This is a genomic window from Roseovarius sp. (assembly GCF_965228755.1).
In the GTDB taxonomy this organism is placed as follows: domain Bacteria; phylum Pseudomonadota; class Alphaproteobacteria; order Rhodobacterales; family Rhodobacteraceae; genus Roseovarius.
The window spans coordinates 443,835-467,478 of the sequence record NZ_CBDDIG010000013.1 but is presented as its reverse complement, the minus strand read 5'-3'; the positions used below and the strand labels follow the sequence as shown (position 1 = coordinate 467,478).

General features: G+C 65.1%; 24 protein-coding genes. 15 read left to right on the top strand and 9 right to left on the bottom strand.

The genetic code is table 11. The features are described 5' to 3' along the window. Nucleotides 1-37: 37 nt before the first annotated feature. The 3 genes from ACO07J_RS20640 (at nucleotide 38) to ACO07J_RS20630 (ending at nucleotide 1,726) form a co-directional block, all read left to right on the top strand. The gene (locus ACO07J_RS20640; protein WP_422032464.1) at nucleotides 38-364 is read left to right on the top strand and encodes a DUF3775 domain-containing protein; all 327 of its coding nucleotides are present in this window, start codon (nucleotides 38-40) and stop codon (nucleotides 362-364) included. Nucleotides 365-440: 76 nt separating this feature from the next. After that, complete coding sequence (locus tag ACO07J_RS20635; RefSeq protein ID WP_422032462.1) at nucleotides 441-884, top strand: GlcG/HbpS family heme-binding protein; 444 nt, start codon at nucleotides 441-443, stop codon at nucleotides 882-884. A 5-nt stretch (nucleotides 885-889) separates the two neighbouring features. Next, nucleotides 890-1,726 carry an MBL fold metallo-hydrolase gene (locus tag ACO07J_RS20630; RefSeq protein ID WP_422032460.1) on the top strand — a complete coding sequence of 279 codons (837 nt, stop codon included), beginning with the start codon at nucleotides 890-892 and terminating at the stop codon, nucleotides 1,724-1,726. Nucleotides 1,727-1,732: 6 nt separating this feature from the next. Here ACO07J_RS20630 and ACO07J_RS20625 read toward each other — a convergent pair whose 3' ends face one another. From ACO07J_RS20625 to ACO07J_RS20605, 5 genes are all read right to left on the bottom strand, one after another. Beyond that, nucleotides 1,733-2,872 (bottom strand): saccharopine dehydrogenase family protein, encoded by a 1,140-nt coding sequence (locus tag ACO07J_RS20625; RefSeq protein WP_422032458.1) that lies wholly within the window; start codon nucleotides 2,870-2,872, stop codon nucleotides 1,733-1,735. 3 nt (nucleotides 2,873-2,875) lie between these two features. Further along, the gene (locus ACO07J_RS20620; protein ID WP_422032456.1) at nucleotides 2,876-3,931 is read right to left on the bottom strand and encodes a saccharopine dehydrogenase; all 1,056 of its coding nucleotides are present in this window, start codon (nucleotides 3,929-3,931) and stop codon (nucleotides 2,876-2,878) included. 12 nt (nucleotides 3,932-3,943) lie between these two features. Beyond that, entirely contained in the window at nucleotides 3,944-4,594 is a 651-nt protein-coding gene (locus tag ACO07J_RS20615; RefSeq protein ID WP_422032454.1) for a histidine phosphatase family protein, read from the bottom strand. A 93-nt stretch (nucleotides 4,595-4,687) separates the two neighbouring features. Then, nucleotides 4,688-5,158: an SRPBCC family protein gene (locus ACO07J_RS20610; RefSeq protein WP_422032452.1), complete on the bottom strand. Its 471-nt coding sequence runs from the start codon at nucleotides 5,156-5,158 to the stop codon at nucleotides 4,688-4,690. Next, entirely contained in the window at nucleotides 5,136-5,495 is a 360-nt protein-coding gene (locus tag ACO07J_RS20605) for an ArsR/SmtB family transcription factor (RefSeq protein ID WP_422032450.1), read from the bottom strand. The genes ACO07J_RS20610 and ACO07J_RS20605 overlap by 23 nt, the downstream gene beginning before the upstream one ends. 190 nt (nucleotides 5,496-5,685) lie before the next feature. Here ACO07J_RS20605 and fdhF point away from each other — a divergent pair, with 190 nt between their 5' ends. From fdhF to ACO07J_RS20590, 3 genes are all read left to right on the top strand, one after another. Then, the gene (gene fdhF / locus ACO07J_RS20600; protein WP_422032448.1) at nucleotides 5,686-8,469 is read left to right on the top strand and encodes a formate dehydrogenase subunit alpha; all 2,784 of its coding nucleotides are present in this window, start codon (nucleotides 5,686-5,688) and stop codon (nucleotides 8,467-8,469) included. Nucleotides 8,470-8,549: 80 nt separating this feature from the next. Continuing rightward, nucleotides 8,550-9,758 (top strand): hydantoinase/carbamoylase family amidase, encoded by a 1,209-nt coding sequence (locus tag ACO07J_RS20595; protein WP_422032446.1) that lies wholly within the window; start codon nucleotides 8,550-8,552, stop codon nucleotides 9,756-9,758. A 48-nt stretch (nucleotides 9,759-9,806) separates the two neighbouring features. Next, the gene (locus tag ACO07J_RS20590) at nucleotides 9,807-9,965 is read left to right on the top strand and encodes a hypothetical protein (protein ID WP_422032444.1); all 159 of its coding nucleotides are present in this window, start codon (nucleotides 9,807-9,809) and stop codon (nucleotides 9,963-9,965) included. Between the two features lie 3 nt (nucleotides 9,966-9,968). On the opposite strand, the gene ACO07J_RS20585 is transcribed toward ACO07J_RS20590, so the two are convergent. Genes ACO07J_RS20585 through ACO07J_RS20575 form a run of 3 tightly spaced genes read right to left on the bottom strand, consistent with a single transcriptional unit; the run spans nucleotide 9,969 to nucleotide 13,163 of the window. Continuing rightward, a complete protein-coding gene (locus ACO07J_RS20585; RefSeq protein WP_422032442.1) occupies nucleotides 9,969-10,670 on the bottom strand; it encodes a response regulator transcription factor in 702 nt (233 codons plus the stop codon). Then, on the bottom strand, nucleotides 10,667-12,571 hold the full coding sequence (locus tag ACO07J_RS20580; RefSeq protein ID WP_422032440.1) for a PAS-domain containing protein: 1,905 nt from the start codon (nucleotides 12,569-12,571) through the stop codon (nucleotides 10,667-10,669). Before ACO07J_RS20580 ends, ACO07J_RS20585 begins: the two co-directional genes overlap by 4 nt. Further along, a complete protein-coding gene (locus ACO07J_RS20575) occupies nucleotides 12,564-13,163 on the bottom strand; it encodes a 2-hydroxychromene-2-carboxylate isomerase (protein WP_422032438.1) in 600 nt (199 codons plus the stop codon). The genes ACO07J_RS20580 and ACO07J_RS20575 overlap by 8 nt, the downstream gene beginning before the upstream one ends. 215 nt (nucleotides 13,164-13,378) lie before the next feature. Here ACO07J_RS20575 and ACO07J_RS20570 point away from each other — a divergent pair, with 215 nt between their 5' ends. The 8 genes from ACO07J_RS20570 to ACO07J_RS20535 all read left to right on the top strand — a co-directional run bounded on the left by ACO07J_RS20570 (nucleotide 13,379) and on the right by ACO07J_RS20535 (nucleotide 21,428). After that, the gene (locus ACO07J_RS20570) at nucleotides 13,379-15,355 is read left to right on the top strand and encodes an AMP-binding protein (protein ID WP_422032436.1); all 1,977 of its coding nucleotides are present in this window, start codon (nucleotides 13,379-13,381) and stop codon (nucleotides 15,353-15,355) included. Nucleotides 15,356-15,532: 177 nt separating this feature from the next. Then, nucleotides 15,533-16,351 carry an ABC transporter ATP-binding protein gene (locus ACO07J_RS20565; RefSeq protein WP_422032434.1) on the top strand — a complete coding sequence of 273 codons (819 nt, stop codon included), beginning with the start codon at nucleotides 15,533-15,535 and terminating at the stop codon, nucleotides 16,349-16,351. A gap of 83 nt (nucleotides 16,352-16,434) precedes the next feature. Further along, on the top strand, nucleotides 16,435-17,424 hold the full coding sequence (locus ACO07J_RS20560; protein ID WP_422032432.1) for a branched-chain amino acid ABC transporter permease: 990 nt from the start codon (nucleotides 16,435-16,437) through the stop codon (nucleotides 17,422-17,424). 7 nt (nucleotides 17,425-17,431) lie between these two features. Continuing rightward, on the top strand, nucleotides 17,432-17,818 hold the full coding sequence (locus ACO07J_RS20555; RefSeq protein ID WP_422032430.1) for a VOC family protein: 387 nt from the start codon (nucleotides 17,432-17,434) through the stop codon (nucleotides 17,816-17,818). After that, the gene (locus ACO07J_RS20550; protein ID WP_422032428.1) at nucleotides 17,815-18,057 is read left to right on the top strand and encodes a hypothetical protein; all 243 of its coding nucleotides are present in this window, start codon (nucleotides 17,815-17,817) and stop codon (nucleotides 18,055-18,057) included. Before ACO07J_RS20555 ends, ACO07J_RS20550 begins: the two co-directional genes overlap by 4 nt. A 1-nt stretch (nucleotide 18,058) precedes the next feature. Beyond that, the gene (locus tag ACO07J_RS20545) at nucleotides 18,059-19,135 is read left to right on the top strand and encodes a branched-chain amino acid ABC transporter permease (RefSeq protein ID WP_422032426.1); all 1,077 of its coding nucleotides are present in this window, start codon (nucleotides 18,059-18,061) and stop codon (nucleotides 19,133-19,135) included. A gap of 75 nt (nucleotides 19,136-19,210) precedes the next feature. Further along, nucleotides 19,211-20,494: an ABC transporter substrate-binding protein gene (locus tag ACO07J_RS20540; protein ID WP_422032424.1), complete on the top strand. Its 1,284-nt coding sequence runs from the start codon at nucleotides 19,211-19,213 to the stop codon at nucleotides 20,492-20,494. 109 nt (nucleotides 20,495-20,603) lie between these two features. After that, nucleotides 20,604-21,428: an ABC transporter ATP-binding protein gene (locus ACO07J_RS20535; RefSeq protein ID WP_422032422.1), complete on the top strand. Its 825-nt coding sequence runs from the start codon at nucleotides 20,604-20,606 to the stop codon at nucleotides 21,426-21,428. 4 nt (nucleotides 21,429-21,432) lie between these two features. On the opposite strand, the gene ACO07J_RS20530 is transcribed toward ACO07J_RS20535, so the two are convergent. Next, complete coding sequence (locus ACO07J_RS20530) at nucleotides 21,433-22,287, bottom strand: hypothetical protein (protein ID WP_422032420.1); 855 nt, start codon at nucleotides 22,285-22,287, stop codon at nucleotides 21,433-21,435. A 131-nt stretch (nucleotides 22,288-22,418) separates the two neighbouring features. On the opposite strand from ACO07J_RS20530, the gene ACO07J_RS20525 reads away from it, so the two are divergent. Further along, entirely contained in the window at nucleotides 22,419-23,639 is a 1,221-nt protein-coding gene (locus ACO07J_RS20525; RefSeq protein WP_422032418.1) for a phenylacetate--CoA ligase family protein, read from the top strand. The last annotated feature ends 5 nt before the right edge of the window (nucleotides 23,640-23,644 follow it).

Here is a 23,644-nt window from a genome sequence, read left to right as displayed (position 1 = left end):
GATGATCCTCGCCATATGCGTGAACGGGAGTTGGAACATGCTTGAGATCAGCAGCTACAAGATCGCACAGGTGATCCTGATGGCGCGCGAACTTGGCCGCGCCGAGGGCGAGCTTCGCGCCTTCATCGACCGCCTGACCGAGGAGGAACAGGCCAGCCTTGTCGCCGTGATGTGGATCGGCCGGGGCAGCTTCGGCGCAGACGAGTTGGAGGAGGCGAAAACCACTGCGATGAACGAGGCGACGACGCCGACCGCCGACTACCTGCTCGGATCGCCGCACCTGTCCGATCATCTCGAGAACGGGCTCGACGAGCTTGGCATTTCGGTAATCGACGACGAAGACGACCTCGTGCGGGGCGGCTGAGGCGGCAGAAACGCCTTTGGAACGATGCCGGGCCGTACTAGGCTTCGCGGGACACGCCCCAAGCCAGGCCCGGCCCATGACCGATCTTTCCCTGCCCGCCGCCCTGCGGATCATCGAAACCGCGCTGTCCGGTACCCGCTCGGGCCCGGATCGGCGAATCGCCGTCTGCGTGGTCGATGCCGGCGGCCATCCGCTGGCCATGCAGCGAGAACCTGACGCGGCACCGCTTCTGGCGCATATCGCCGAGGCCAAGGCGCGCACCTGCATCCTCTACGGCAAACCCACGAAGACCGTGATGGAATGGGCCAACGAGACGCCGAACTGGTTTCACGGCGTGCGCGAGGTGGCGCTGGCCCGCTCGGGCCTTCCACTGACCGCCAGCAAGGGCGGCGTTTTCGTAAGGGATTCGGGCGGCAAGGTGCTCGGCGCGGTTGGCGTAGCAGGCGAGGCCGGGGAATATGACGAGGCCTTTGCCGTGGCGGGCATCGAAGCAGCGGGTTTCGTCGCGGATGCCGGGTGAGTGGCGTGGGTGATCTCGAACAACCGATAGACACCGTCATGCTTGCCGAGGGCCTGCGATGGGAGGATGTCTGGTTCGCTGTCGGCACTGTCGATGCCGACACCCTGGCGATCGGAGAGCCGGCCTATCACCAGAAGAACTGGAGCTACCTGATCACCGATGGCGGCGAGAGCCTGCTGTTCGACACGGGCTCCGGGCGGCGCCCCATCGCCCCGCTGGTGGCCCGGCATACCGCCGCGTCGACCCAGGCCTTTCCCTCGCACATGCATTTCGACCATCTCGGCGGCGTCAACGCGTTCGGCCCGGTCATCGTGGCCGACCTGCCCATGCTTCGGGCGATGGCCCCCGATGACACGCTGACCCCGACCGAAGAGGCGTATCTTGGGCATTACGAGAACCTCACACCACCGAGCTTCCCTGTCGGCCATTGGGCCGGGATCGGCGACGTTCTGCAGGTGGGCCTGCGCCACCTGCACTTGTTGCACACGCCCGGCCATTCGCCCGACTCGGTGTCGCTGTGGGAGCCGGCGCGGAACCGTCTCTACGCGGCCGATTTCGTTTATCGCGGGGCGCTCTATGCCCAGACGCCCGGCGCCTCCCTGCCGGATTACCGAGCCACGCTCGAAACGCGGCTCGACAGCCTGCCCGGGGATATCGAGATCCTCGGCGCGCATGGCCAGACCGAGGGCGGCACCGATGACGTGCCCAGGCTGGGTTACGCCGATCTTTCGGACCTGCACAAGGCCGTCTGCGCGCTGCTGTCAGGTGAACCGCACGACGGCGAGCGTACCGTCAATCCGCGCATGAGGCTGCTCTATTCCGAGGCCAGCTTCACCGGCTGACCCCGGTCACATGTGATTGACCACCTGCAGATGCTGCGCCAGCCGGTCCACCTCGCCCAGGAACCGCAGCACCAGCCGCGGATCGTGCGGGGCGGGCGAAACCCCGGCCGGGATCTCGCGGTTCAGCAACGCCTCGATCGCCAGCGACACCGGGATTGACACAAGCCGCGCCATCGCCGTGCCGCGCTCGTCGCCCCAGGCATCCATCACGAAGGTCTTGTGCCAGACGGTCACCCCCTCACGCTCGGCATTGAGCGAGACACAGAGCACCACGCGGTCGGGCTCGCCCTCGTCATAGGCGTGCTCATTCCAGAACTGCTCGGACATCTCGCGCAGCCGCTCGTCGCCGGATTTGCCTTCCAGCGTCTCGACCTCGGCAAAGATATCCTTCCATGCGTCGGCCCAGCCGTTGAGCCGCAGCGTGCCGCGCACGAATTCCTTCACCCTCCACGAGGGGTCGAAGCGGTAATCCTCGATGAAGGGCACGCTGTCGCGGTTCGGGTAGACCTCGAAGGTTTCCGGCGTGGGCAGTGGCGCGTCGTAGCTGGAAATCGCATCCCACGGCCGAGCCACCTGCAACTCGGTGAAGTTTCGGATCGACCGGGAAGGCGAACGCAACGCCTTCAGCACGCCAAGGGGCGACCAGCTGAACTTGTAGCGAAAGGCATTGGCGTATTTCGGAATGCCGCCGCAATAGGAGGTGAAAGACAGGTCGTTGTCGGGCGAGAATTCGTCCGACCCGCGGTAATCGGTCACAAGGTGATGCGCCATCAGGTGGTCGATGCCGGGGTCGAGGCCGACCTCGTTGACGCAGCACACCCCGCGCACCAGCGCCTTGGCGTGCAGCTCCCGCATCTCGGGCGCGATGTAGGAGGAGGAGACGAAATGCGCTCCGTGATTGATGCACATCTCGGCGATCGGCACGTGCCAGTCGCCCGGCAGCATCGAGACGACCACATCGCCTTCCTCGGTTTCGGACGAAAGCTGATCGAAATCGAAAGCGGCGATGTTGTCGGTCAGGTCGCCCACCGCCTCTCGCGCCTTGTCGGCGGTCCGGTTCCAGACCTTGACGGGGTGCCCGTTCTCGATCAGCCGCCGCAGGCCGGGGATGGCGGAAAGGCCGGTGCCGCACCAATGAATCGTCATGTCTCAGACCTCCTTCAGATGGGTCCGGAACGTGGCCTCGGCCCGGCCCCAGACATTTTCTTGCAACTTGTCCAATGCCTTGAGCGAGGGGAAGAGCTGTTCGGCAAAGTCTTCCGACGACTCCAGCGGCAGAAGCGACGGCAGGTTGTCGATCGCCATCACGTCGAGCGGCGGGGCGTCATGCACCCGGACGGCCGGCGCGGCCCAGGTTGTGGCCTCGCTGTAAACCCGCACCGGATTGTAATCGCTGTCGGGGTCGCAGGCGATATCGCCTACGACGGATAGCCGGCGGTCCGCGTTGAGCGCCGATTGCGGTACGAAGACGGGCGTGCCGGGGTGGGCGAGAATGCAGTTGAAGAACAGGTCATGGTCCAGGATCTCCGGGAACGGCCCGCCCGAGGCGGTCTCCTCCATGTCCCAGCGGGTGGGGGTGATGCCCATGGCCTCACACAGGTCCGCGGCACCGGTGCCGACCCTGCCCAGTGCACCGATCACGATGGCGGTGGGCCGGGTTCCGCCCGCCCTGTCGAGATCGGCAGCGAGGTCAGACAGCAGCGCGCCCTTGTCCCGCCACGTGCTGACCGGCGGGCAATAGCCGCCCTGTTTCTGCGCCGCCCACGCCTTGAGCGACACTGCCGCCCCGGCATAGCCCGCCCAGTAGCCGAAAGCAGCCACGCGCCGGCCGCTCTCATCCACGAGGTACTCGAGGTCATAAAGCGTCCCGCCCCCGGCCTTGAACCGCTCCAGCAGGCGGCGGCCGGCGAACTGGCCCTTGAACGCATGGCCGAACATGATGTGCCGGTGCGGCAGCGGCGTGCCGTCGTCGGGCAACTCCTTGAGCCCGAAGATGATCGCCTCGCGCGGGGCATCCGGCCAGCTGTTCTCCGGCGCCACCTCGCATCCCGCGTCGGCATAGCCCTCGATCGGCAGGATGCGCGTGGCGCTGTCCTCGACCGTCACGCGAAACCCCTGCGCGATCAGCTCCGCCGCGCCGGCGGGCGTGATGCCCACGCGTTCCTCGTTTTCCCGCTGCTCGGCGCGGACCCAAAGATGCGTCATTCTTGAAAACCCTCAGACAAAGGTGCGGGCGTGGGCCCGGTCGGGCGCGTCCAGATGCGGCGTGGCGTTGAACGTCCCCACCATCAGCATGTCATGCACGTAATGCAGCCGGTGCATCGAGCTGTTCATGATCTGCAGCATGACCTTGGCCATGCCGCTGTTGTCCAGCCCGAGCGCGTGGCGCATCGCCATCCCGATCACGCCGCCCGAGGTCACGATCAGGATGCGCCCGTTCCCGCCGCACAGTTCGTCGACCACCGCGGTCACGCGTTCGGAAAACTGCGGATAGGTCTCGGGCACCGTGGTCAGTCGGTCCTCGGTCCAGTGGGTAATGACCTGCGGCAGGTGGATGGCGAACTCTGTCGGGTCGCGCGGCGCGGGGATGCCGTGCTGGGCCTCCATCGCCGTGGCCATGGCGAAATAGCTCAGCTCGTCGAGCCGCGCATCCTGCTTGGTGATGTCAAACCCCATCTCCAGAGCCGTTTCGGTCTGGCGCGACAGGGTTCCGGTGATGACGGCGTCGAAATGCGGGTTGGTATCGCGCAGGTGCGCGCCCAGCCACCTTGCCTGCTCCCGCCCGAGATCGGACAGCCTGTCATAGCTCTCTTCGTCGGTGGCATGGCTGTTCGCCTGCCCATGCCGCACAAGGATAATTTCCGCCACCTGCGCCCTCTCTCGTCGTTCCGCACGTTCTTAGCGGCGATCCAGCGAAGGGAAAAGCAGGTGGCGGCGATTTATGGGACTACGTCGGGCCGGTTACTTCGCAAGCGACTGCGCATAGGCCTCGAGCTGGTCGGCCACCGTGCCCCAGCCGTCGAAGAAGCCCATGTCTTCATGGGTCTTGCGCGACTCCTCAGAACGGTGCCGGGCGATGGCGGTGTAGGTGGTCGCCCCGTTGCCGGCATCCTCGAACAGGACGATGGCGGTCATGAACGGATCGGGCGCGGGTTTCCAGCCTTCGCTGTAGGCATCCGTGAAGACAAGCTTTTCCTGGTCGACAACGTCGAGAAAAACGCCCTTGTTGTCCATCTTCTTGCCTTCGACCTCGAAGACGGTATTGAACCGCCCGCCAACGCGCAGGTCGATCTCGCAATCGGTCACCTTGTGGGGCTTCGGTACGAAGAACTGCTTGATGTGTTCGGGCGTCGTCCAGCATTCCCAGAGCAATGCGCGCGGCGCTTTCAGCGTTCTGGTGAAGCTGAGATCAGTTTTCGGGTCGAGGGTCATTTTCGCGTTTCCTTGCAAGTTGGGTGACATAGTCGTCGGACTGGTCAAGCCGCCCTTCCCACAGGGCGCGCTGTTCCTCCAGCCAGCCGGTGACGGGCAGGAAGGCATCGGGCATCAGCCTGCAGATGCGGGTGCGGCCCTTTTTCTCGGTCGCGATCAGCCGGGCATCCTCCAGCTTTCGCAGATGGCCCATGAAGGACGGCAACGCCATGTCGTGCGGCGCCGCCAGCTCGCTGACACTGGCCGGGCCCCGCGCCAGCCGCGACAGGATTTCGCGGCGGGTCGGGTCGCCCAGCGCAGTGAAGACAGCATCGAGCTTTGCATCATACTTAGCCATAAAGCTAAGTAAATGGCCGCTCGATTCCCGTCAAGCTGAAACTTAGCCGTTCACCTAAATAAGCACCATTTCGTTGACGATCAGAAACTTCGGTTCCGCCCCGTGGCGCAAATCCGTTGCGAGGTGTCGGGATTGTCGGACTCGAATTCGCCCGCGCATGCTCTATCATGCGCGACAAAGGAGGCACCCCATGTCCGAGACGATCAAGATCACGCTGGATGGCAAGGAAATCGAAGCCGAGGCCGGCCAGACGATCTGGGAAGTGGCCCATGGCCGCGGGCTGGTGATTCCGCACCTGTGCCACAAGCCGGCGCCGGGCTATCGCCCCGATGGCAACTGCCGGGCCTGCATGGTCGAGGTCGAGGGCGAGCGCACGCTCGTCGCCTCCTGCATCCGCGAAGCGAAGGACGGCATGAACGTCACCACCAATTCCGCCCGGGCCGAGAATGCCCGCAAACTGGTGGTCGAAATGCTGCTGGCCGACCAGCCCGAACAGGAAGAGGCGCACGACAAGTCGAGCCACCTGTGGGACATGGCGAAACTCCAGGGTGTCACCGAAAGCCGCTTTCCGAAGCTCGAGAAGGACCGCGTACCGCTGCTCGACGACAGCCACGTCGCCATGCGCGTCAACCTCGATGCCTGCATCCAGTGCAACCTGTGCGTCCGCGCCTGCCGCGAGGTCCAGGTCAACGACGTGATCGGCATGGCGGGCCGCGGGCACGATGCCTACCCCGTCTTCGACTTCGACGACCCGATGGGAGAATCGACCTGCGTGGCCTGCGGCGAATGCGTTCAGGCCTGCCCGACCGGCGCGCTGATGGAAGCCACCGTGCTGGACGAGGCACAGGTCGGCGACAGCGCGGATTACGACGAGGAAGTTCAAAGCGTCTGCCCGTTCTGCGGCGTCGGCTGCCAGGTCAGCCTGAAGGTCAAGGACGGCAAGGTGAAATACGTCGACGGCATCAACGGCCCGGCGAACGAGGGGCGGCTGTGTGTGAAGGGCCGGTTCGGTTTCGACTACATCCACCACCCCCACCGCCTGACCAAGCCGCTGATCCGGCGCGAGGATGCTCCCGAGAAGGGTCTGAACGTTGATCCGTCGAACTGGCAGGAATTCTTCCGCGAAGCCGACTGGGACGAAGCAATGAGCTTTGCCGCAGGCGGCCTGCAAAAGCTGAAGGACACGCATGGCGGCAAGTCGGTCGCGGGGTTCGGCAGCGCCAAGTGCACCAATGAAGAAGCCTATCTCTTCCAGAAGTTCATCCGGCAGGGCTTTGGCCACAACAACGTCGATCACTGCACCCGGCTGTGCCACGCCTCCTCGGTGGCCGCGCTGATGGAGAATGTCGGTTCCGGCGCCGTGACCGCGACGTTCAACGAGATCGAGAATGCCGACGTGGCCATCGTCATCGGCGCCAACCCGATCGAGAACCACCCCGTCGCCGCGACCTATTTCAAGCAGTTCACCAAGCGCGGCGGCAAACTGATCGTGATGGACCCGCGCGGCGTTGGCCTGCGCCGCTTCGCCACCCACATGCTGCAGTTCAAGCCGGGCGCCGACGTGTCGATGCTCAACGCGATCATGCACGTGATCGTCGAGGAAAAGCTCTACGACCAGCAGTATATCGAGGCCTTCACCGAGAACTGGAAGGCCGAGAAGGACCACCTCGCCCAGTTCCCGCCCGAGAAGATGGAAGCGCTCTGCGGCATTCCCGCCGAGACGCTGCGAGAGGTCGCCCGCGACTTCGCCACCGCCAAGCGGGGCATGATCTTCTGGGGCATGGGCATCTCGCAGCATATCCACGGCACTGACAACTCGCGCTGCCTGATTTCGCTGGCACTTATGTGCGGCCATGTGGGCCGGCCCGGCACCGGGCTGCACCCGCTGCGCGGCCAGAACAACGTTCAGGGCGCCTCGGATGCCGGCCTGATCCCGATGTTCCTGCCCGATTACCAGCCGGTCACCGACGACGGCGTGCGCAAGGCGTTCACCGAAGTCTGGGAATCGGGCGATTTCTCGAGCGAGAAGGGCCTGACCGTCACCGAGATCATGGATGACGTCCATGCCGGCAACACCCGCGGCATGTATATCCTGGGCGAGAACCCGGCCATGTCGGACCCGGATGTGGAACACGCCCGCGACGCGCTGGCCAAGCTCGAACACCTTGTCGTGCAGGATATCTTCCTGACCGAGACGGCGAACTATGCCGACGTGATCCTGCCCGCCTCGGCCTTCTACGAGAAGTCGGGCACCGTCACCAACACCAACCGGCAGGTCCAGATGGGCCGCCCCGCCGTGTCGCCCCCGGGCGAGGCGCGCGAGGACTGGAAAATCACCGTCGAACTGGCGCAACGCCTTGGGCTCGACTGGCGCTACGACAGCCCGGCGGACGTGTTCGCCGAGATGAAGCTGAACATGAAGTCCTTCGACAACATCACCTGGGACCGGCTGGCGAACGAGAACGCGGTGACCTACCCGTCGCTCTCGCCCGAGGATCCGGGGCAGCCCATCGTCTTCGGCGACGGCTTCCCGCGTAGCGAGGGCCGCGCGCGCTTTACCCCGGCCAGCGTCATCCCGCCCGACGACGTGCCGGACGCGGAGTATCCGATGGTCCTGACCACGGGCCGACAGCTCGAACACTGGCACACCGGGTCGATGACCCGCCGCGCATCGGTGCTGGACGCGGTCGAACCCGAGGCCAACTGCTCGCTGCACCCCTCGACCCTGCGCAAGCTGGGGGTGGAGCCGGGAGGCATGCTGCGGCTGACCACCAAGCGCGGCAGCATCGAGGTCATGGCCCGCGCCGACCGCGCCATCGCGCCCGACATGGTGTTCCTGCCCTTCGCCTATGTCGAGGCGGCGGCGAACATCCTGACCAACCCGGCGCTCGACCCCTACGGCAAGATCCCCGAGTTCAAGTATTCGGCGGTGAAGGTCGAGGCCGTCGATCCGGAGCAGGTGGCGGCGGAGTAACGCGAACCGGCGCCGCCCCGCTTGCTGCAAGCGCTGGTCCATGAGTATTTGTGGAACAGTGAAAATGCAGGGAGTGCGCGATGTTGGACGTCGATTCCGAAAGATTCCTGTCGGAGCTGCACGAGCTGCGGCAGTTCGGCGCCGCAGGTGTGGGCAAGGGCGTCGTGCGCCCGGCCTATTCCGAGGCGGACGTGGCGGCACGCGAATGGCTGATCGGCCGGATCGAAGCGGCTGGGCTCGAACCGCGGGTCGATCCGATGGGGTCGGTATTCGGTCTGGCCGAGGGGCACAGCCTGCTGGTCGGAAGCCATACCGACAGCCAGCCCGAGGGCGGCTGGCTTGACGGGGCCCTTGGCGCGATGGCGGGGCTGGAGATCGCCCGCGCCGCGAAGGAGGCCGGCGGGCCGCCGGTGTCCTGCGTGTCGTTCCAGGACGAGGAAGGCCGGTTCGGCGTGACCACCGGCAGCACGGTCTGGTCGGGGGCGTTGTCGCTGGAGGAGGCGGACAAGCTGACCGACCGGGAGGGCGTCACGCTGGCCAACGCGCGAGCGTCGATGCAGCATCTGGCGGGCGATTTCGTCGAGCCGTCGCACTTCAACGGCTTCCTCGAGATGCATATCGAGCAGGGCCCCTGGCTGGAACAGGCGGGCGAGGCGGTGGGCGTGGTCAGCGGCATCGTCGGCATCCGCGACATGCGGATCACGCTTACCGGCCAGCAGAACCACGCCGGCACCACGCCCATGCACCTGCGCCGCGACGCGTTTCAAGGCCTCTCGGCTTTCAACCAGCGGACCAACGACCGTTTCCGCGACGTCGTGACACCCCAGACCGTCTGGACCATCGGCCATGTCCGGCTGCACCCCGACGCCCATTCCATCGTGCCGGGGCAATGCGTATTCTCGATGCAGTGGCGGGATGGCGACGGGGACCGACTGCTCCGGATGGAAGAGATCATCCGCGCCACGGCGGAGGAGGTGGCGCAGGACTTCGGGCTGGGGCTGGATTTCGGCCCGATGCTGGGGCTGGAGCCGGTGGAGATGGCCCCGCATCTGCGCAAGGCGTTGCAGGAGAGCGCCGAGACGCAATCGCCGGGACGGTGGCGCGACATGCCCTCGGGCGCTCTGCACGACGCGACGAACGTCGCCAAACTCATGCCGGCGGGGATGCTGTTCGTGCCGTCCATAGGCGGGATCAGCCACGATTTCGCGGAGGACACCGACGAGGGCGACCTGGTGACCGGGTTGAAGGTTCTGGCGGGCGCCGTGGCGCGGCTTGGGCAGGCGCGCTAGGGCTTTTGTCCGCATCCAGGGACAGGGGAACGGGAGAGGGAGACGGGAATGGATATCATCGGACTTGTGTACTACGGCGCCATCTGTGGCGTGTTGGGCGGTATCAGCCCGAGGATCGGCGAGGCGCCGGTGCGCGTGGCGCTCGGCATCGGGGTCGGAATCGCGGCGGCGGGCCTGCTGCCCTATATCCGGCAGATGGTCGGCTGAACCTCAGCCCCAATCCACGTCACCGAGGAAGATGTACCCCGCGCCGTAGATCGTCTTGATGAGGCGGGGGTTCTTGGGGTCTTCGCGCAGCTTGGTGCGCAGGCGCGAGATGCGCACATCCATCGCACGGTCGAAGCTGTCCCCCGCCGCACCGCCCAGCGCCTCCTGCATCGCCTGGCGGGAAATCAGCCGCTTGGGCCGCTCGAGAAACAGGCGCAGCACCTCGCCCTCGGCATGGGAAAAGGGGGTTTCCGTTCCGGTTTCGTCTTCCAGCGCGTAGCGGTCGAAATGCGCCGTCCACCCGTTGAACCGGGCGGTGTCGCCGGTTTGCGGCGTCAGCGTGTCACGGCGCAGGCGGGCGCGGATGCGGGCCACCACTTCGGCCGGGTCGAAGGGCTTGATGATGTAATCGTCGGCACCCAGTTCCAGCCCCGTCACCCGGTCCTGCACCTGCGCGCGGCCCGAGATGATGATGACGGTCGCCCCCTGTTCCAGCGCCAGCCGGTGCACCAGCGTTAGCCCGTCGCGGTCGGGCAACGATAGGTCGACAAGGCAGACATCGGGTTTCGTCTGCCGGATCGCCGCCTCGAACTCGGTCGCGCGGGAAAAGGCCATGGTGCGGAAGCCCGCCTCTTCCAGCGCGTCGGAGAGCATCGACCGGATGGCGGGCTCGTCGTCGAGGATGGTGACCAGCGGCGCGCTCATGCCGCCGCCCCGGTTGCCAGCAGCGCCGCCAGTTCGGCGGCGGCGAAGGGTTTGCGCAGGACCGGCGCGCGCTGACGTGCGGCGCGGTGCAGCGGGTCGTCGGGCGGCAGCGAGGTCATCAGGTAGGCCGGGCAATGCCCCTCGGGCAGCGCATCGAGAAGGTCGATGCCGGTCTGGTCGCCCTCGAGCGAGATATCAGACAGCAGCACCGATATCTCCGGCAACTCCGCGACCAGCGACAGCGCCTCGGCGGCGCTCGACGCCTCGATCACAAGGTGGCCCGCGTCGCGCAGCATCTCGCGGATCGTGTCGCGCAGGTCGGGGCTGTCCTCGACCAGCAGCACCAGCCCGGGCGCCACCCCGCCCTCGGCCACCCGCAGCGGCAGACGGATCGAAACATGCCCGCCGCCCTCGGTATTCGACAGGCGCACCCGGCCGCCGGCCAGCTTGGTCATGTCATAGACCATCGCCAGGCCGAGGCCCGACCCCTCGCCGCCCTTGGTCGTGAAGAACGGCGCCAGCGCGTGTTGCAGCGCCTGTTCGGAAAAGCCGGGGCCGGTATCCTCGACCGTGAATTCCAGCCAGGTCTCGCGCACGCTGCGGGCCGTCAGCGTGATCCGGCCCGAGGCGCCACAGGCGTCGCGGGCGTTGATCACGAGGTTGAGGAGGGAATCCTGCAGCATCCCCGTATCGAGGCTGTAGGACGGCGCGTCGGCCAGGTTGTTGATCGACAGCTGCACCCCTTCCGGCAGGGTCGACAGGGCCAGCGTTTCCAGGTCGGCAAGGAAGGCCGGCAGGTTGGTCGGCCGGGCGGTGTGCTCGCGCGGGCCGGTCATGTCGGCGATCCGGTTGAGCAACCCGCCGCCGCGGCGGGCCGCCGAGATGGTGGCGGCGATCAGGCCGCTGGCCTCCTCCGGCAGGTCCATGCGTTGCAGCTTGGACTGCATGCCGAGGATGATGGTCAGCAGGTTCGAGAAATCATGCGCCATGCCGCTGGTCAGCTGCGCCGCCATCTCGCGCCGCCTGGTCTGTTGCAGCGCCGCGCGGGTCTGGGCCTCTTCGGTGACATCCATCGACAGCAGGTAGACGCCGCCCTGCGTTTCGTCGGGCGTGAAGGCCGTGCGGATGCGGCGGGAACTGGGCTCGTGGGTGAATTCGAACACCGACGCCTCGCCCGCGAAGGCCGCGTCGAGCTTTTCGCGGATCATGCCATAAGCCGCCGGGTCGAGCGCCTCGTCGATGGGCAGGCCGATAATGTCGGATTTCGAGCCGGGCAGCACGGCGCTGAGCCGGCGGTTGGAATACGTATAGCGCCGGTCGCCGCCGACATGGGCGATATGGGCGGGCATCATCTCGGTCGTGAGCCTTGTTCGCGCCTCGGATTCGGTGAGCTGGCGCTGCGCCTCTTCCAGCGCGGTGATGGTGGCCTGCAGCCGGCGGTTGGTGGCGGCCAGTTCCTCGGAATACCCCATGAGCTGGCCCGACAGCTCCTCCGACCGGGCGCGCAGGAGGGCCTCCTGCTGCTTGACGCGGGTGATGTCGGTGTAGACGGCGATCCAGCCACCCTGCGGCAGCGGCGAGCCCTCGACCGAGATCATCCGCCCGTTCGAGCGGGTCCGCTCCATGTAATGCGGCTTGAAGGCCAGCGCGGTGTCGACCCGCGCCTCGACCGCTGCCTCGACATCATCGACGGGCCCGTATTCGCCGCGCGTCACGAGGTGGCGGATCGTGTCTTCGAACGATGCGCCGGGGGTGCACAGCGAATCGGGCAGGTTGAACATGTCTCGAAAGCGCTGGTTGCAGATGACCAGCTGCAGGTCGCGGTCATAGATGGTCAGGGCCTGCTGGATCAGGTTCAGGCCCGCCATGGTCATCATGTCTGTCTGGAGCGTGTCAGCCATCCCGGGCCGCCCATGCCAGCGCATCTTCCAGCCGGTCATCGCCCCAGAACAGCTCGTCGCCCACGGTAAAGCTGGGCGCGCCGAACATGCCGCGGCGGCCGGCCTCCTCCGTCGAGAGCCGCAGGGCGTGCTTGTTTTTGTCGCCCTGGGCTGCGTCGAGAATACCCTCGGGCAGCTTCGCCATCCCGGCGCAGGCCGCGATCACGTCGGGCTCGGAGATGTCCTGCGATTCGGAGAACTGCATCAGGTAGACGTTCTGGCAGAAGGCCACCTTCGCCGCCCCCTCTGGCGCGGCCTGGGCCACGCGGGCGGCAAGCAGGCTGTTCTGCGGGAACGGATCGGGGCGGTTGAAGCCCAACCCGTAGCGTTCGGCCCGTCGTTCCATGTCGCGCCACATGTAGGTGCCCTTGGCGTGATAGATGTTGAACGGCGAGGTCTTCCAGCCCTGGCTGTTGAAGATCGGGCCCAGCAGGAACGGCCGCCAGACCACGTCGACCCCGGCGGCCTGCGCCAGTCCGGGCAGGCGCATCGCGCTGAGGTAGGAATAGGTCGAGGCGAATTCGAACCAGAATTCCAGCCTGGGACGTGCCATGCGGTCCTCCTTCCGCGCTGGATTGCAGGGGTCGATGCAGGTTTCCGGCCGCGGTCGGGTGGTGTCAAGCCTTCCCGCAAGGCCTGTTACAATTCGTAAGATTTGGGAAATCTTCAGGAAAAAGTTGACGGCAACGGTCGGGACCACGCTTTATTGGGGAATGAATCGCCCCGAATGGCGATCTGTTCGCATTGCGGACAAAGGGAGGAGAAAACTTGGGTAAGTCGTCACAGGCGGCGGATGGGCTTCGGTCCATTCCGGCGCTATTGCAGCGAAACGCAAGCCAGTTCGCACATCGCCCCGCCTATCGGGAAAAGGAATTCGGCATCTGGCAAAGCTGGACCTGGGCCGAGACCGAGAAGGAGATCGAGGCGCTGGCCCTGGGCCTGCTGAACCTCGGGGTGAACGAGGGCGACTTCATCGCCATTGCCGGGCGCAACCGGCCGCATTTCTACTGGTCGATGGTGGCCGCGCAATCGGTCGGCGCCATTCCCGTGCCGGTCTACCAGGACGCCGCGGCCGACGAGATGGCCTATGTGCTGGAACATTGCGGCGCGCGGTTTGCGATCGTCGAGGACCAGGAGCAGGTCGACAAGATCATCGACATCCAGGACAAGCTCCACCAGTTCGAGCACATGATTTATGTCGATCCGCGGGGACTGCGGAAGTACGATCACAGCAAGCTGCACCAGTATGCCCGTGTTCAGGAACAGGGCCGGGCGGCGCACGAGGAATTCATCGAGACACTGAAGGCGCGGCGCGAGAAGCTGGATTACTCCAGCATCTGCGTGATGCTTTACACGTCGGGCACCACGGGCAAGCCCAAGGGCGTGGTGCTGTCGAACCGCAACATCATCGAGGCGTCGAAATCCTCGGCCGAGTTCGACCACCTGCGCAAGGAAGACGAGGTTCTGGCCTACCTGCCGATGGCTTGGGTGGGCGATTACATCTTCTCGATCGGGCAGGCCTATTGGTGCGCGTTCTGCGTGAACTGCCCGGAAAGCGCCGATACGATGCAGACCGACCTGCGCGAGATCGGGCCGACCTATTACTTTGCCCCGCCGCGGGTGTTCGAGACGCAGCTCACCAACGTGATGATCCGGATGGAGGATGCCAGCCGGCTGAAACAGCGGATGTTCCGGTACTTCATGGAGCATGCCCGCCGGGTGGGCCCGGCGATCCTTGACGGCAAGAAGGTCAGCGGCTGGGACCGGTTCAAGTACTGGCTGGGCGACCTGTGCGTCTATGGCCCGCTGAAGGACACGATGGGCTTTGGCCGGGTGCGCGTGGGCTATACCGCGGGCGAGGCGATCGGCCCGGAGATCTTCGATTTCTACCGCTCGCTGGGGATCAACCTGAAACAGCTTTACGGCCAGACCGAGGCCTCGGTCTTCATCACCGTGCAGCCCGATGGCGAGGTGCGGTCGGACACGGTGGGCGTGCCCGCGCCGGGGGTAGAGATTCGCATCGCCGAGAATGGCGAGGTGTTCTATCGCAGCCCGGGCGTGTTCGAGGAGTATTACAAGAACGCCGAAAGCACCGCCTCGACCAAGGATGCCGAGGGCTGGGTCGCGACGGGCGATGCCGGGTTCTTCGAGGAAGGCACCGGGCATTTGCGGATCATCGACCGCGCCAAGGACGTAGGCAAGATGGCCGACGGCAAGATGTTCGCGCCCAAGTATGTGGAAAACAAGCTTAAATTCTTCCCCAACATCCTCGAGGCCGTGGTCTTTGGCAATGAACGGTCGGAATGCACCGCCTTCATCAACATCGACCTGACGGCGGTGGGCAACTGGGCCGAGCGAAACAATATCGGCTATGGCTCCTACCAGGAGCTGGCCGGGCATCCGCGGGTGCTGGAGACGATCCGCGAGCATGTCGAGGAGGTCAACCGGAGCCTGTCGGAAGACCCGATGCTGGCGCATTGCCAGGTGCATCGGTTCCTGGTGCTGCACAAGGAGCTGGACGCCGACGATGGCGAGATGACCCGGACGCGCAAGGTGCGGCGGGGCGTGATCGGCGAGAAGTTCGAGGACCTGCTGGGCGCGCTGTATGACGGCTCGGACGAGATCAGCACGCGGACGGAAGTGACCTACGAGGATGGCCGCAAGGGCTATATCAGCGCCACGCTGAAGATCATCGACGCCAAGGTCGTGCCGGTCAACACGGCCGAGAAGGTGGCGGCGGAATGAGGTTAACAAAAGGTTACGACCGGTGCGTTTTCTGTGCCTTTGCCCTGCCGGGCGAAGACACCGCTGCGGAGACGGCGCGGGACCAGATTGGGCGTATAACCACTAACCGCCGATGCATCGACCGTGCGCACCCCGCACGGCGCGCCATCCCGGCAGGGTTTATCGAGGAATATCAACATGCTTGACGCGACCGAGGGATATGTCACCGAGGACGGCCGCAAGATCGGCGGGGTGGTGATGGAGATGAAGAACATCACGCTGCGCTTTGGCGGCGTGGTGGCGATCAAGGATATCAGCTTCGACATCCGCGAGGGCGAGATCCGCGCGATCATCGGGCCGAACGGCGCGGGCAAGTCGAGCATGCTGAACGTGATCAGCGGCTTCTACAACCCGCAGGAGGGCGAGGTCTTCTACAAGGGCCAGAAGCGCCCGCAGATGAAGCCTTACCAGGTGGCGCAGCAAGGGATTGCGCGGACCTTCCAGAACATCGCCCTGTTCGAGGGGATGACCGTGCTCGACAACGTCATGACGGGCCGCATCCGGCAGATGAAATCGGGCCTGCTGGCGCAGGCGATCTGGAAGGGCAAGGCCGAGCGGGAAGAGGTCGAGAACCGGGAGGTGGTCGAGAAGATCATCGACTTCCTGGAAATCCAGTCGATCCGGAAAACACCGGTTGGCCGCCTGCCCTACGGGTTGAAGAAACGGGTCGAGCTGGCCCGCGCGCTGGCGGCCGAGCCGTCGATCCTTTTGCTGGACGAGCCGATGGCGGGCATGAACGTCGAGGAGAAAGAGGACATGAGCCGCTTTGTCCTTGATGTGAATGACGAATTCGGAACGACCATTGTGCTGATCGAGCATGACATGGGCGTCGTCATGGACCTGTCGGACAGGGTCGTGGTGATGGATTACGGCAAGAAGATCGGCGACGGCACACCCGACGAGGTGCGCAACAACCAGGACGTTGTCGACGCCTACCTGGGGGTCGCTCATGACTGAATTCGCAACGTCGGTATCACGTCGGTATTTTGTCGGTATTTCGTCGGTGCGACCCACCGACGGCCGCATGGGGGAGAGTGCACATGCCTGATCAGCTGATATGGGGAATCGAGGTTTTCCTGAACGGATTGATGGCCGGGGTGCTGTACGCGCTGGTGGCGCTTGGCTTCGTGCTGATCTTCAAGGCGAGCGGCATCTTCAACTATGCGCAGGGCGTGCTGGCGCTGTTCGCCGCGCTGACGCTGGTGGGGATCATGGAGGGCCAGGTGCCCTTCGCCCACCTGATCAACGCGGTCTTCGGCACGGATGTGCATCACTTCGGCTGGCACGTGCCGGCGCTGGCGGCGATATTGCTTACGATGGTGGTGATGATCGCGCTCGCCTGGGTCGTGAACAAGCTGATCTTCAACCACCTCGTGAACCAGGAGCCGATCATCCTGTTCATGGCGACGATCGGGCTGGCCTATTTCCTCGAAGGGTTCGGCGACATCATGTGGGGCGCCGATATCAAGACGCTCGACGTGGGCCTGCCGCAGGGGATCAACAGCGTCATCGACGAGTTCACCTACAACATCTTCGATTACGGCTTCTTCATCGACAATCTCGACCTCGTGGCGACGGCGGTGGCCGCGCTGCTGGTGATCGCGCTGGTGATCTTCGCGCAATATACCAAGCAGGGCCGGGCCATGCGGGCCGTGGCCGACGACCACCAGGCGGCGCTGTCGGTGGGTATCTCGCTCAACTTCATCTGGGTCATGGTCTGGTCGCTGGCGGGCTTCGTGGCGCTGGTCGCGGGGATCATGTGGGGCACCAAGTCGGGCGTGCAGTTCTCGCTGTCGCTGATCGCGCTGAAGGCGCTGCCGGTGCTGATGCTGGGCGGGTTCACTTCGATCCCCGGCGCCATCGTCGGCGGGCTGGTGATCGGCGTGGGCGAGAAGCTGTTCGAGTTCGCCATCGGCGCGCCCTACCTGGGCGGCGCGACGGAGATCTGGTTCGCCTACGTGCTGGCTCTTCTGTTCCTCGTGTTCCGGCCGCAGGGCCTGTTCGGCGAGAAGATCATCGAGAGGGTATAAGGCGGTCATGACCCACAAGTCGCGCATCAGCGTTGTCTGCATCGACTGCAAGACCGACGACCTTTCGGAGGCCACGGCCTTCTGGTCGGCGATGCTGGGCAAGGAGGGCCGGATCGACGAGCGGGGCAAGTACACCCAGTTCGACGGGCACAAAGGCCACCCCAAGGTGCTGCTTCAGGCCGTGGATCACGAGCCGCGCGTGCATCTCGACATCGAGACCGACGACAAGGAAGCCGAGTGCGAACGGCTGAAGGGTCTGGGCGCGAAGGAGATCGCCCGGCTGAAGACCTGGATCGTCATGGAGGCGCCCACCGGGCACCGGTTCTGCCTTGTCGGGCCGCAGGGCGAGGACTGGCCCGGCGATGCGGCCGAGTTCGAGGGGGGCGAGGCATGAAACAGCTGATCGCCATTGCCAATGTCGTGGCCTGGTCGGGGTTCTGGGCCTTCGGCTACCTGGCGCTGACGGCCGAGGCCGAGCGGCAGATGGTTGTTGCCGCGCTGCTGGCCGCCGCCGGCGGCGGGGCGGGTATGCTGGCCTACCTGTGGCTGGTGCGCCATTCGGAAGAAACGGGCTATGCCAAGGCCCCAAACCGCGCGGAGAAGCGCGACGAGACCATCGGGGAGATTGTCTGACATGTTCTATCGCGAAGCGGGTGACTTCAAGACGTCCTACCAGGACGACGCGCAGACCTTCCCGATCAAGTTCGACCGGTACCGGTATTACGTCGTCCTGCTGGTGGCGTTCGCCGTGGTGCCGTTCCTGATCAACGACTACTGGGTGAACGCCGTCTTCCTGCCCTTCCTGATCTATGCCATCGCGGCGATCGGGCTGAACATCCTGGTGGGCTATTGCGGGCAGGTCAGCCTTGGGACGGGCGGGTTCATGGCGGTGGGGGCGTATTCCGTCTACAAGCTGATGACCAGTTTCCCCGAGATCAACATCTTCTTCCACGTGATCATCGCGGGCGGCATCACCGCCGGGGTCTGTGTGCTGTTCGGCCTGCCAAGCCTGCGGATCAAGGGGTTCTACCTTGCGGTGGCGACGCTGGCGGCGCAGTTCTTCCTTGTCTGGCTCTTCAACCGGGTGCCGTGGTTCTACAACTACTCGGCCTCGGGCCAGATCAGCGCGCCGGAGCGCACGCTGTTCGGCATCCCGATCACCGGGGCGGGCACCGAGCCGTGGGCGACCTACCTGTTCTGCCTGGTGTTCACGGTGCTGGCCGCGATCCTGGCGCGAAACCTGACGCGCGGCACGGCGGGGCGGAAATGGATGGCGATCCGCGACATGGATATCGCCGCCGAGATCATCGGGGTGAACCCGCTGCGCGCCAAGCTGTCGGCCTTTGCCATCTCGGGGTTCTTCGTGGGGATCGCCGGGGCGCTGTTCTTTGCCGTCTATCTTGGCGCCGTCGAAGTGGGCGAGGTCTACGGGATCAACAAGTCGTTCCTGGTTCTGTTCATGGTGATCATCGGCGGGCTGGGCTCGATCTTCGGAAGCTTTGCCGGGGCGGCGTTCCTGGTGCTTCTGCCGGTGCTGCTGAAGAACGTGCTGGTGGGCACGATGGGCTGGCCCACGGACCTGGCGGCGCATTTCGAGTTCATCATCGTCGGCGCGCTGATCGTGCTGTTCCTGATCGCCGAGCCGCACGGGCTGGCGCAGCTGTGGCGCGTCACGAAGGAGAAGCTGAGACTTTGGCCCTTCCCGCACTAGGGAGGGGTGAGAGGTGCGGTGGGGCGCGCCCCACCCTGCAAGACCATCGGAGAAACCAAGGGAGGAAATGAACCGATGAAACAGAAACTGATGGCGGTGCTGGCCGCTGCCACCCTGACGGCGGGGCCGGCGCTGGCCGACCTCAAGATCGTCGATACCAGCTACCGGACGGGGCCCTATGCCGCGAACGGCATCCCGTTCTCGGATGGCTACCATGATTACTTCACCCTGCTGAACCAACGTGACGGCGGCATTGGCGGCGAGAAGATCAACCTCGTCGAATGCGAGACCGGCTACAACACCGAGAAGGGTGTGGAGTGTTACGAGGCCAACAAGGGCGGCGACGCGCTGGTGTTCCAGCCGCTGTCGACGGGCATCACCTATCAGCTGATCCCCAAGGCGACGGCCGACGGCATTCCGCTGCACACGATGGGCTATGGCCGGACCTCGGCCAAGAACGGCGAAGTGTTCCGCTGGGTGTTCAACTATCCGGCCAACTACTGGGACGGTGCGAGCCACGCGATCACCCATATCCTGAACGAGAATGACGGCGATATCAGCGGCAAGAAGGTCGCGCTCGTCTATCACAACTCGGCCTATGGCAAGGAACCGATCCGGACGCTGGAAGAACTGGCCAAGAAGCACGGCTACGAGCTGACCCTGCTGCCGGTCGATCACCCCGGCCAGGAGCAGAAGTCGCAATGGCTTCAGATTCGCCGCGAAAGCCCCGACTACGTGATCATGTGGGGCTGGGGCGTGATGAACCAGGTCGCGATCCAGGAAGCCGTGAACATCCGCTTCCCGATGGAGAACTTCATCGGCATCTGGTGGTCCGGCTCGGAGAACGACGTGAAAGCGGCGGGCGACCGCGCCAATGGCTACAAGGCGCTGACCTTCCACAACCTCGGCAGCGACTACCCGGTCTATGACGACATCCAGAAACATGTCGTCGACACCGGCAACGCGGCGGGTGCGGGCGATAACATCGGCACCGTGCTGTACAACCGCGGCATGTATGCCGCGATGCTGGCCGCCGAGGCGATCAAGACCGCGCAGGAAATGCACGGCACGGCCGCCATCACGCCCGAGCAGATGCGCGACGGCATGGAGAACCTCGAAATGACCGAAGAGAAGATGGCCGCGCTTGGCCTTCCCAACTTCGGGCCGGAGTTCAAGGTGACCTGTGAGAACCATGGTGGCAACGGCTATGGCGCCGTGTCGCAATGGGATGCGGAATCCGGCGAGTTCACCCTGATCACCGACTATTACCAGTCGGACCAGGACGTGCTGCAGGCGCTGATCGAGGAAGACTCGGCCGCCTTCGCCGAAGAGAACGGCATCGAGGCGGGCTGCAACTAAGCCCCTTTCCCCGGCCGCGGCGGACGCGGCGGCCGGGGGTATTCGTTTGGACCTTTACCTGAACCGAAACGAGAGGGGCATTTCGGCCCCGACCCGAAGGAGATGCGCCATGCCCGAGGACGGCCGGACCGAAGAGACCCTTCTCGAGGTCAACAATATCGAGGTGATCTACAACCACGTGATCCTCGTGCTGAAGGGGGTCAGCCTGTCGGTGCCCAAGGGCGGCATCACCGCCCTGCTGGGCGGCAACGGCGCGGGCAAGACCACGACGCTGAAAGCGATTTCCAACCTGCTCAAGTCGGAGCGGGGCGAGGTGACCAAGGGCACCATCCGCTATCGCGGCGAGCGGGTGCAGGACCTGGTGCCGTCCGACCTTGTGAAGAAGGGCGTCATCCAGGTGATGGAAGGGCGGCACTGCTTCGAGCACCTGACGGTCGAGGAGAACCTGCTGACCGGGGCCTATACGCGCGGCTCGTCGCGGGGCGAGATCGAGAAGGACCTGGAGCTGGTCTATACCTATTTCCCGCGCCTGAAGGAGCGCCGCCGCAGCCAGGCGGGCTATACCTCGGGCGGCGAGCAGCAGATGGTGGCGATCGGCCGCGCGCTGATGAGCCGGCCCGAGACGATCCTGCTGGACGAGCCCAGCATGGGCCTTGCCCCGCAGCTGGTGGAGCAGATCTTCGGGATCGTCAAATCGCTCAACGAGGAGGAGGGCTATACCTTCCTGCTGGCCGAGCAGAACACCAACGTCGCGCTGCGCTTCGCGCATTACGGCTATATCCTCGAGAACGGCCGCGTGGTGATGGACGGGCCGGCCAAGAGCCTGCGCGAGAACCCGGACGTGAAGGAATTCTACCTCGGCATGTCCGAGGAAGGCCGCAAGAGCTTTCGCGACGTGCGCAGCTATCGCCGCCGCAAGCGGTGGCTGAGCTGAAGGTTTACTGGTCTTGCAACAGCTCCGCGCGCATTTCCTCGATCAGCTCGAGCGCCTCTTCGCGGGTGTTCCGGATGTTGGGCCGGAAGCCCTGCGTCTCGGCGCGCAGGCGGATGTCCTCGGCCGTCTCGGACCCCGCGGCAAAGCGGACCGAGCCGAGCGAACCCGCCTCGTTCAGGCGTTTTCCGCGATGGGCATAGCGGACCCAGGCCGCCGGCAGGATCTCGCACTGGTTGAGGTTCACGAGGAAGAACCAGCGCCGGTCGCTTTCGCGGATCCGGTCTTCGAGGAAGTCGTAGAAATCGTCGACGTCCCGGCTGTGATGAAAGGTGAAATGCGAGAAATCGACCTCCATGATCGTGTTCTCGCGGTCGAAACTGACGCGGCGCACGAAATCGGGGGTGGCATAGGTGCCGTCATGGGTGACACGCGCCGCGCGCCGCTTGCCGGGCAGGCTGCGCAGGCGTGCGACGGCCTCGTCACGGCTGGAAAAGAGGTTGGGATCGAACGCCTCGGTATTGGCGGCGCGCAGGATCTGGGCGCGGGTTTCCTCGGAGGCGTCGAAACGGACCGAGCCCATGGAATGCGCGTAGTTCAGCGCCCTGCCCCGGCGGGAATAGGCGGTCCAGGCCGCCGGGTCGATGCGGGTGCCGTTGAGATTGACGAGGAAGAACCAGAGGTCTTCGCCGGTTTCGGCGATACGTTCCTCGAGCCTGTCGTAGACGGCATTGACGATCAGCGATCCATCGAATTCGAGGTCGGAGAAATCGACCTCCATGATCTGGTCGGCGGCGTGGAAGGTGATCCTGCGATCGAGGTCAGCCTTGTCCGCGGCCGGATGCGCAGCGGCATGGGTCATCGTTCTGTTCCTTATGAGAAGCCAGACAAAATGCAACTGTATACAAACGTATGCAGTCTATGCCGCAACTCGTTCAACCGTTCAATTGGTCAAGCTGTCGCGCCCCCGGGCGCAAGCCAAAGGATGCCGTCATGACCCGCTATTTCGATGACCTCGAAACCCGCTCGGCCGAGGACCGCGCCGCGGACATCGCCCGCGCCCTGCCCGAACAGATCGCCCGCGCGAAGGCCCTGCCCGGCTATGGCGATGCGCTGGGGCCGGTGGATGCGGGAGCGATCACCAGCGTCGAGGCGCTGTCGGTGCTGCCGGTGCTGCGGAAAAGCGACCTTGGCAAGGCGCAGTCGGGCCACCCGCCCTTCGGCGGGCTGACCACGCTGTCACCGGAGGGGTTCGCGCATATCTTCCAGTCGCCGGGGCCCATCTACGAGCCGGGTGGCGTGGGCCACGACTGGTGGCGCGTGGGTCGGTTCCTGCATGCCTGCGGCGTGGGCAAGGGCGATATCGTGCAGAACTGCTTCGGCTATCACCTGACCCCGGCGGGGATGATTTTCGAGAACGGCGCGCGGGCCGTGGGGGCCGCCGTGCTGCCCGCGGGAACGGGGCAGACAGAGCTTCAGGCACGCGCCGCGCATGATATCGGCGTCACCGCCTATGCCGGGACGCCGGACTATCTGAAGGTGATTCTGGACAAGGCCGACGAGATGGGCCTCAAGCTCGGGATCACGAAAGCGGCGGTCGGGGGCGGGGCGCTGTTCCCGTCGCTCCGGCAGGAATATGCCGAACGGGGGATCACCTGTCTGCAATGTTATGCCACCGCCGACCTGGGCAATATCGCCTATGAAAGCGAGGCGGCCGAGGGCATGATCGTCGACGAGGGCGTGATCGTCGAGATCGTCACGCCCGGCACCGGCACGCCCGTCGCCCCCGGCGAGGTGGGCGAGGTGGTGGTGACCACGCTGAACCCCGACTATCCGCTGATCCGGTTCGCCACCGGCGATTTGTCGGCCGTCATGGAGGGCGCAAGCCCCTGTGGACGCACGAACATTCGGATCAAGGGCTGGATGGGCCGGGCCGACCAGACGACCAAGATCAAGGGCATGTTCGTGCGGCCGGAGCAGGTGGCGGCGCTGGTCTCGCGCCATGACGGGATATCGCGCGCCAGGGTGATTGCCACGCGCGAGGGCGAAATGGACGTGATGACCGTGCAGATCGAGGCGGATGGCGGAGAGCCGGAAACCTATGCCGGAGCGGTGGCCGATACGCTCAAGCTGAAGGGCCGGATCGAGATCGTGGCCAAGGGCAGCCTTCCAAACGACGGCAAAGTCATAGAGGATCAGCGCAGCTACGAGTGAGCCAC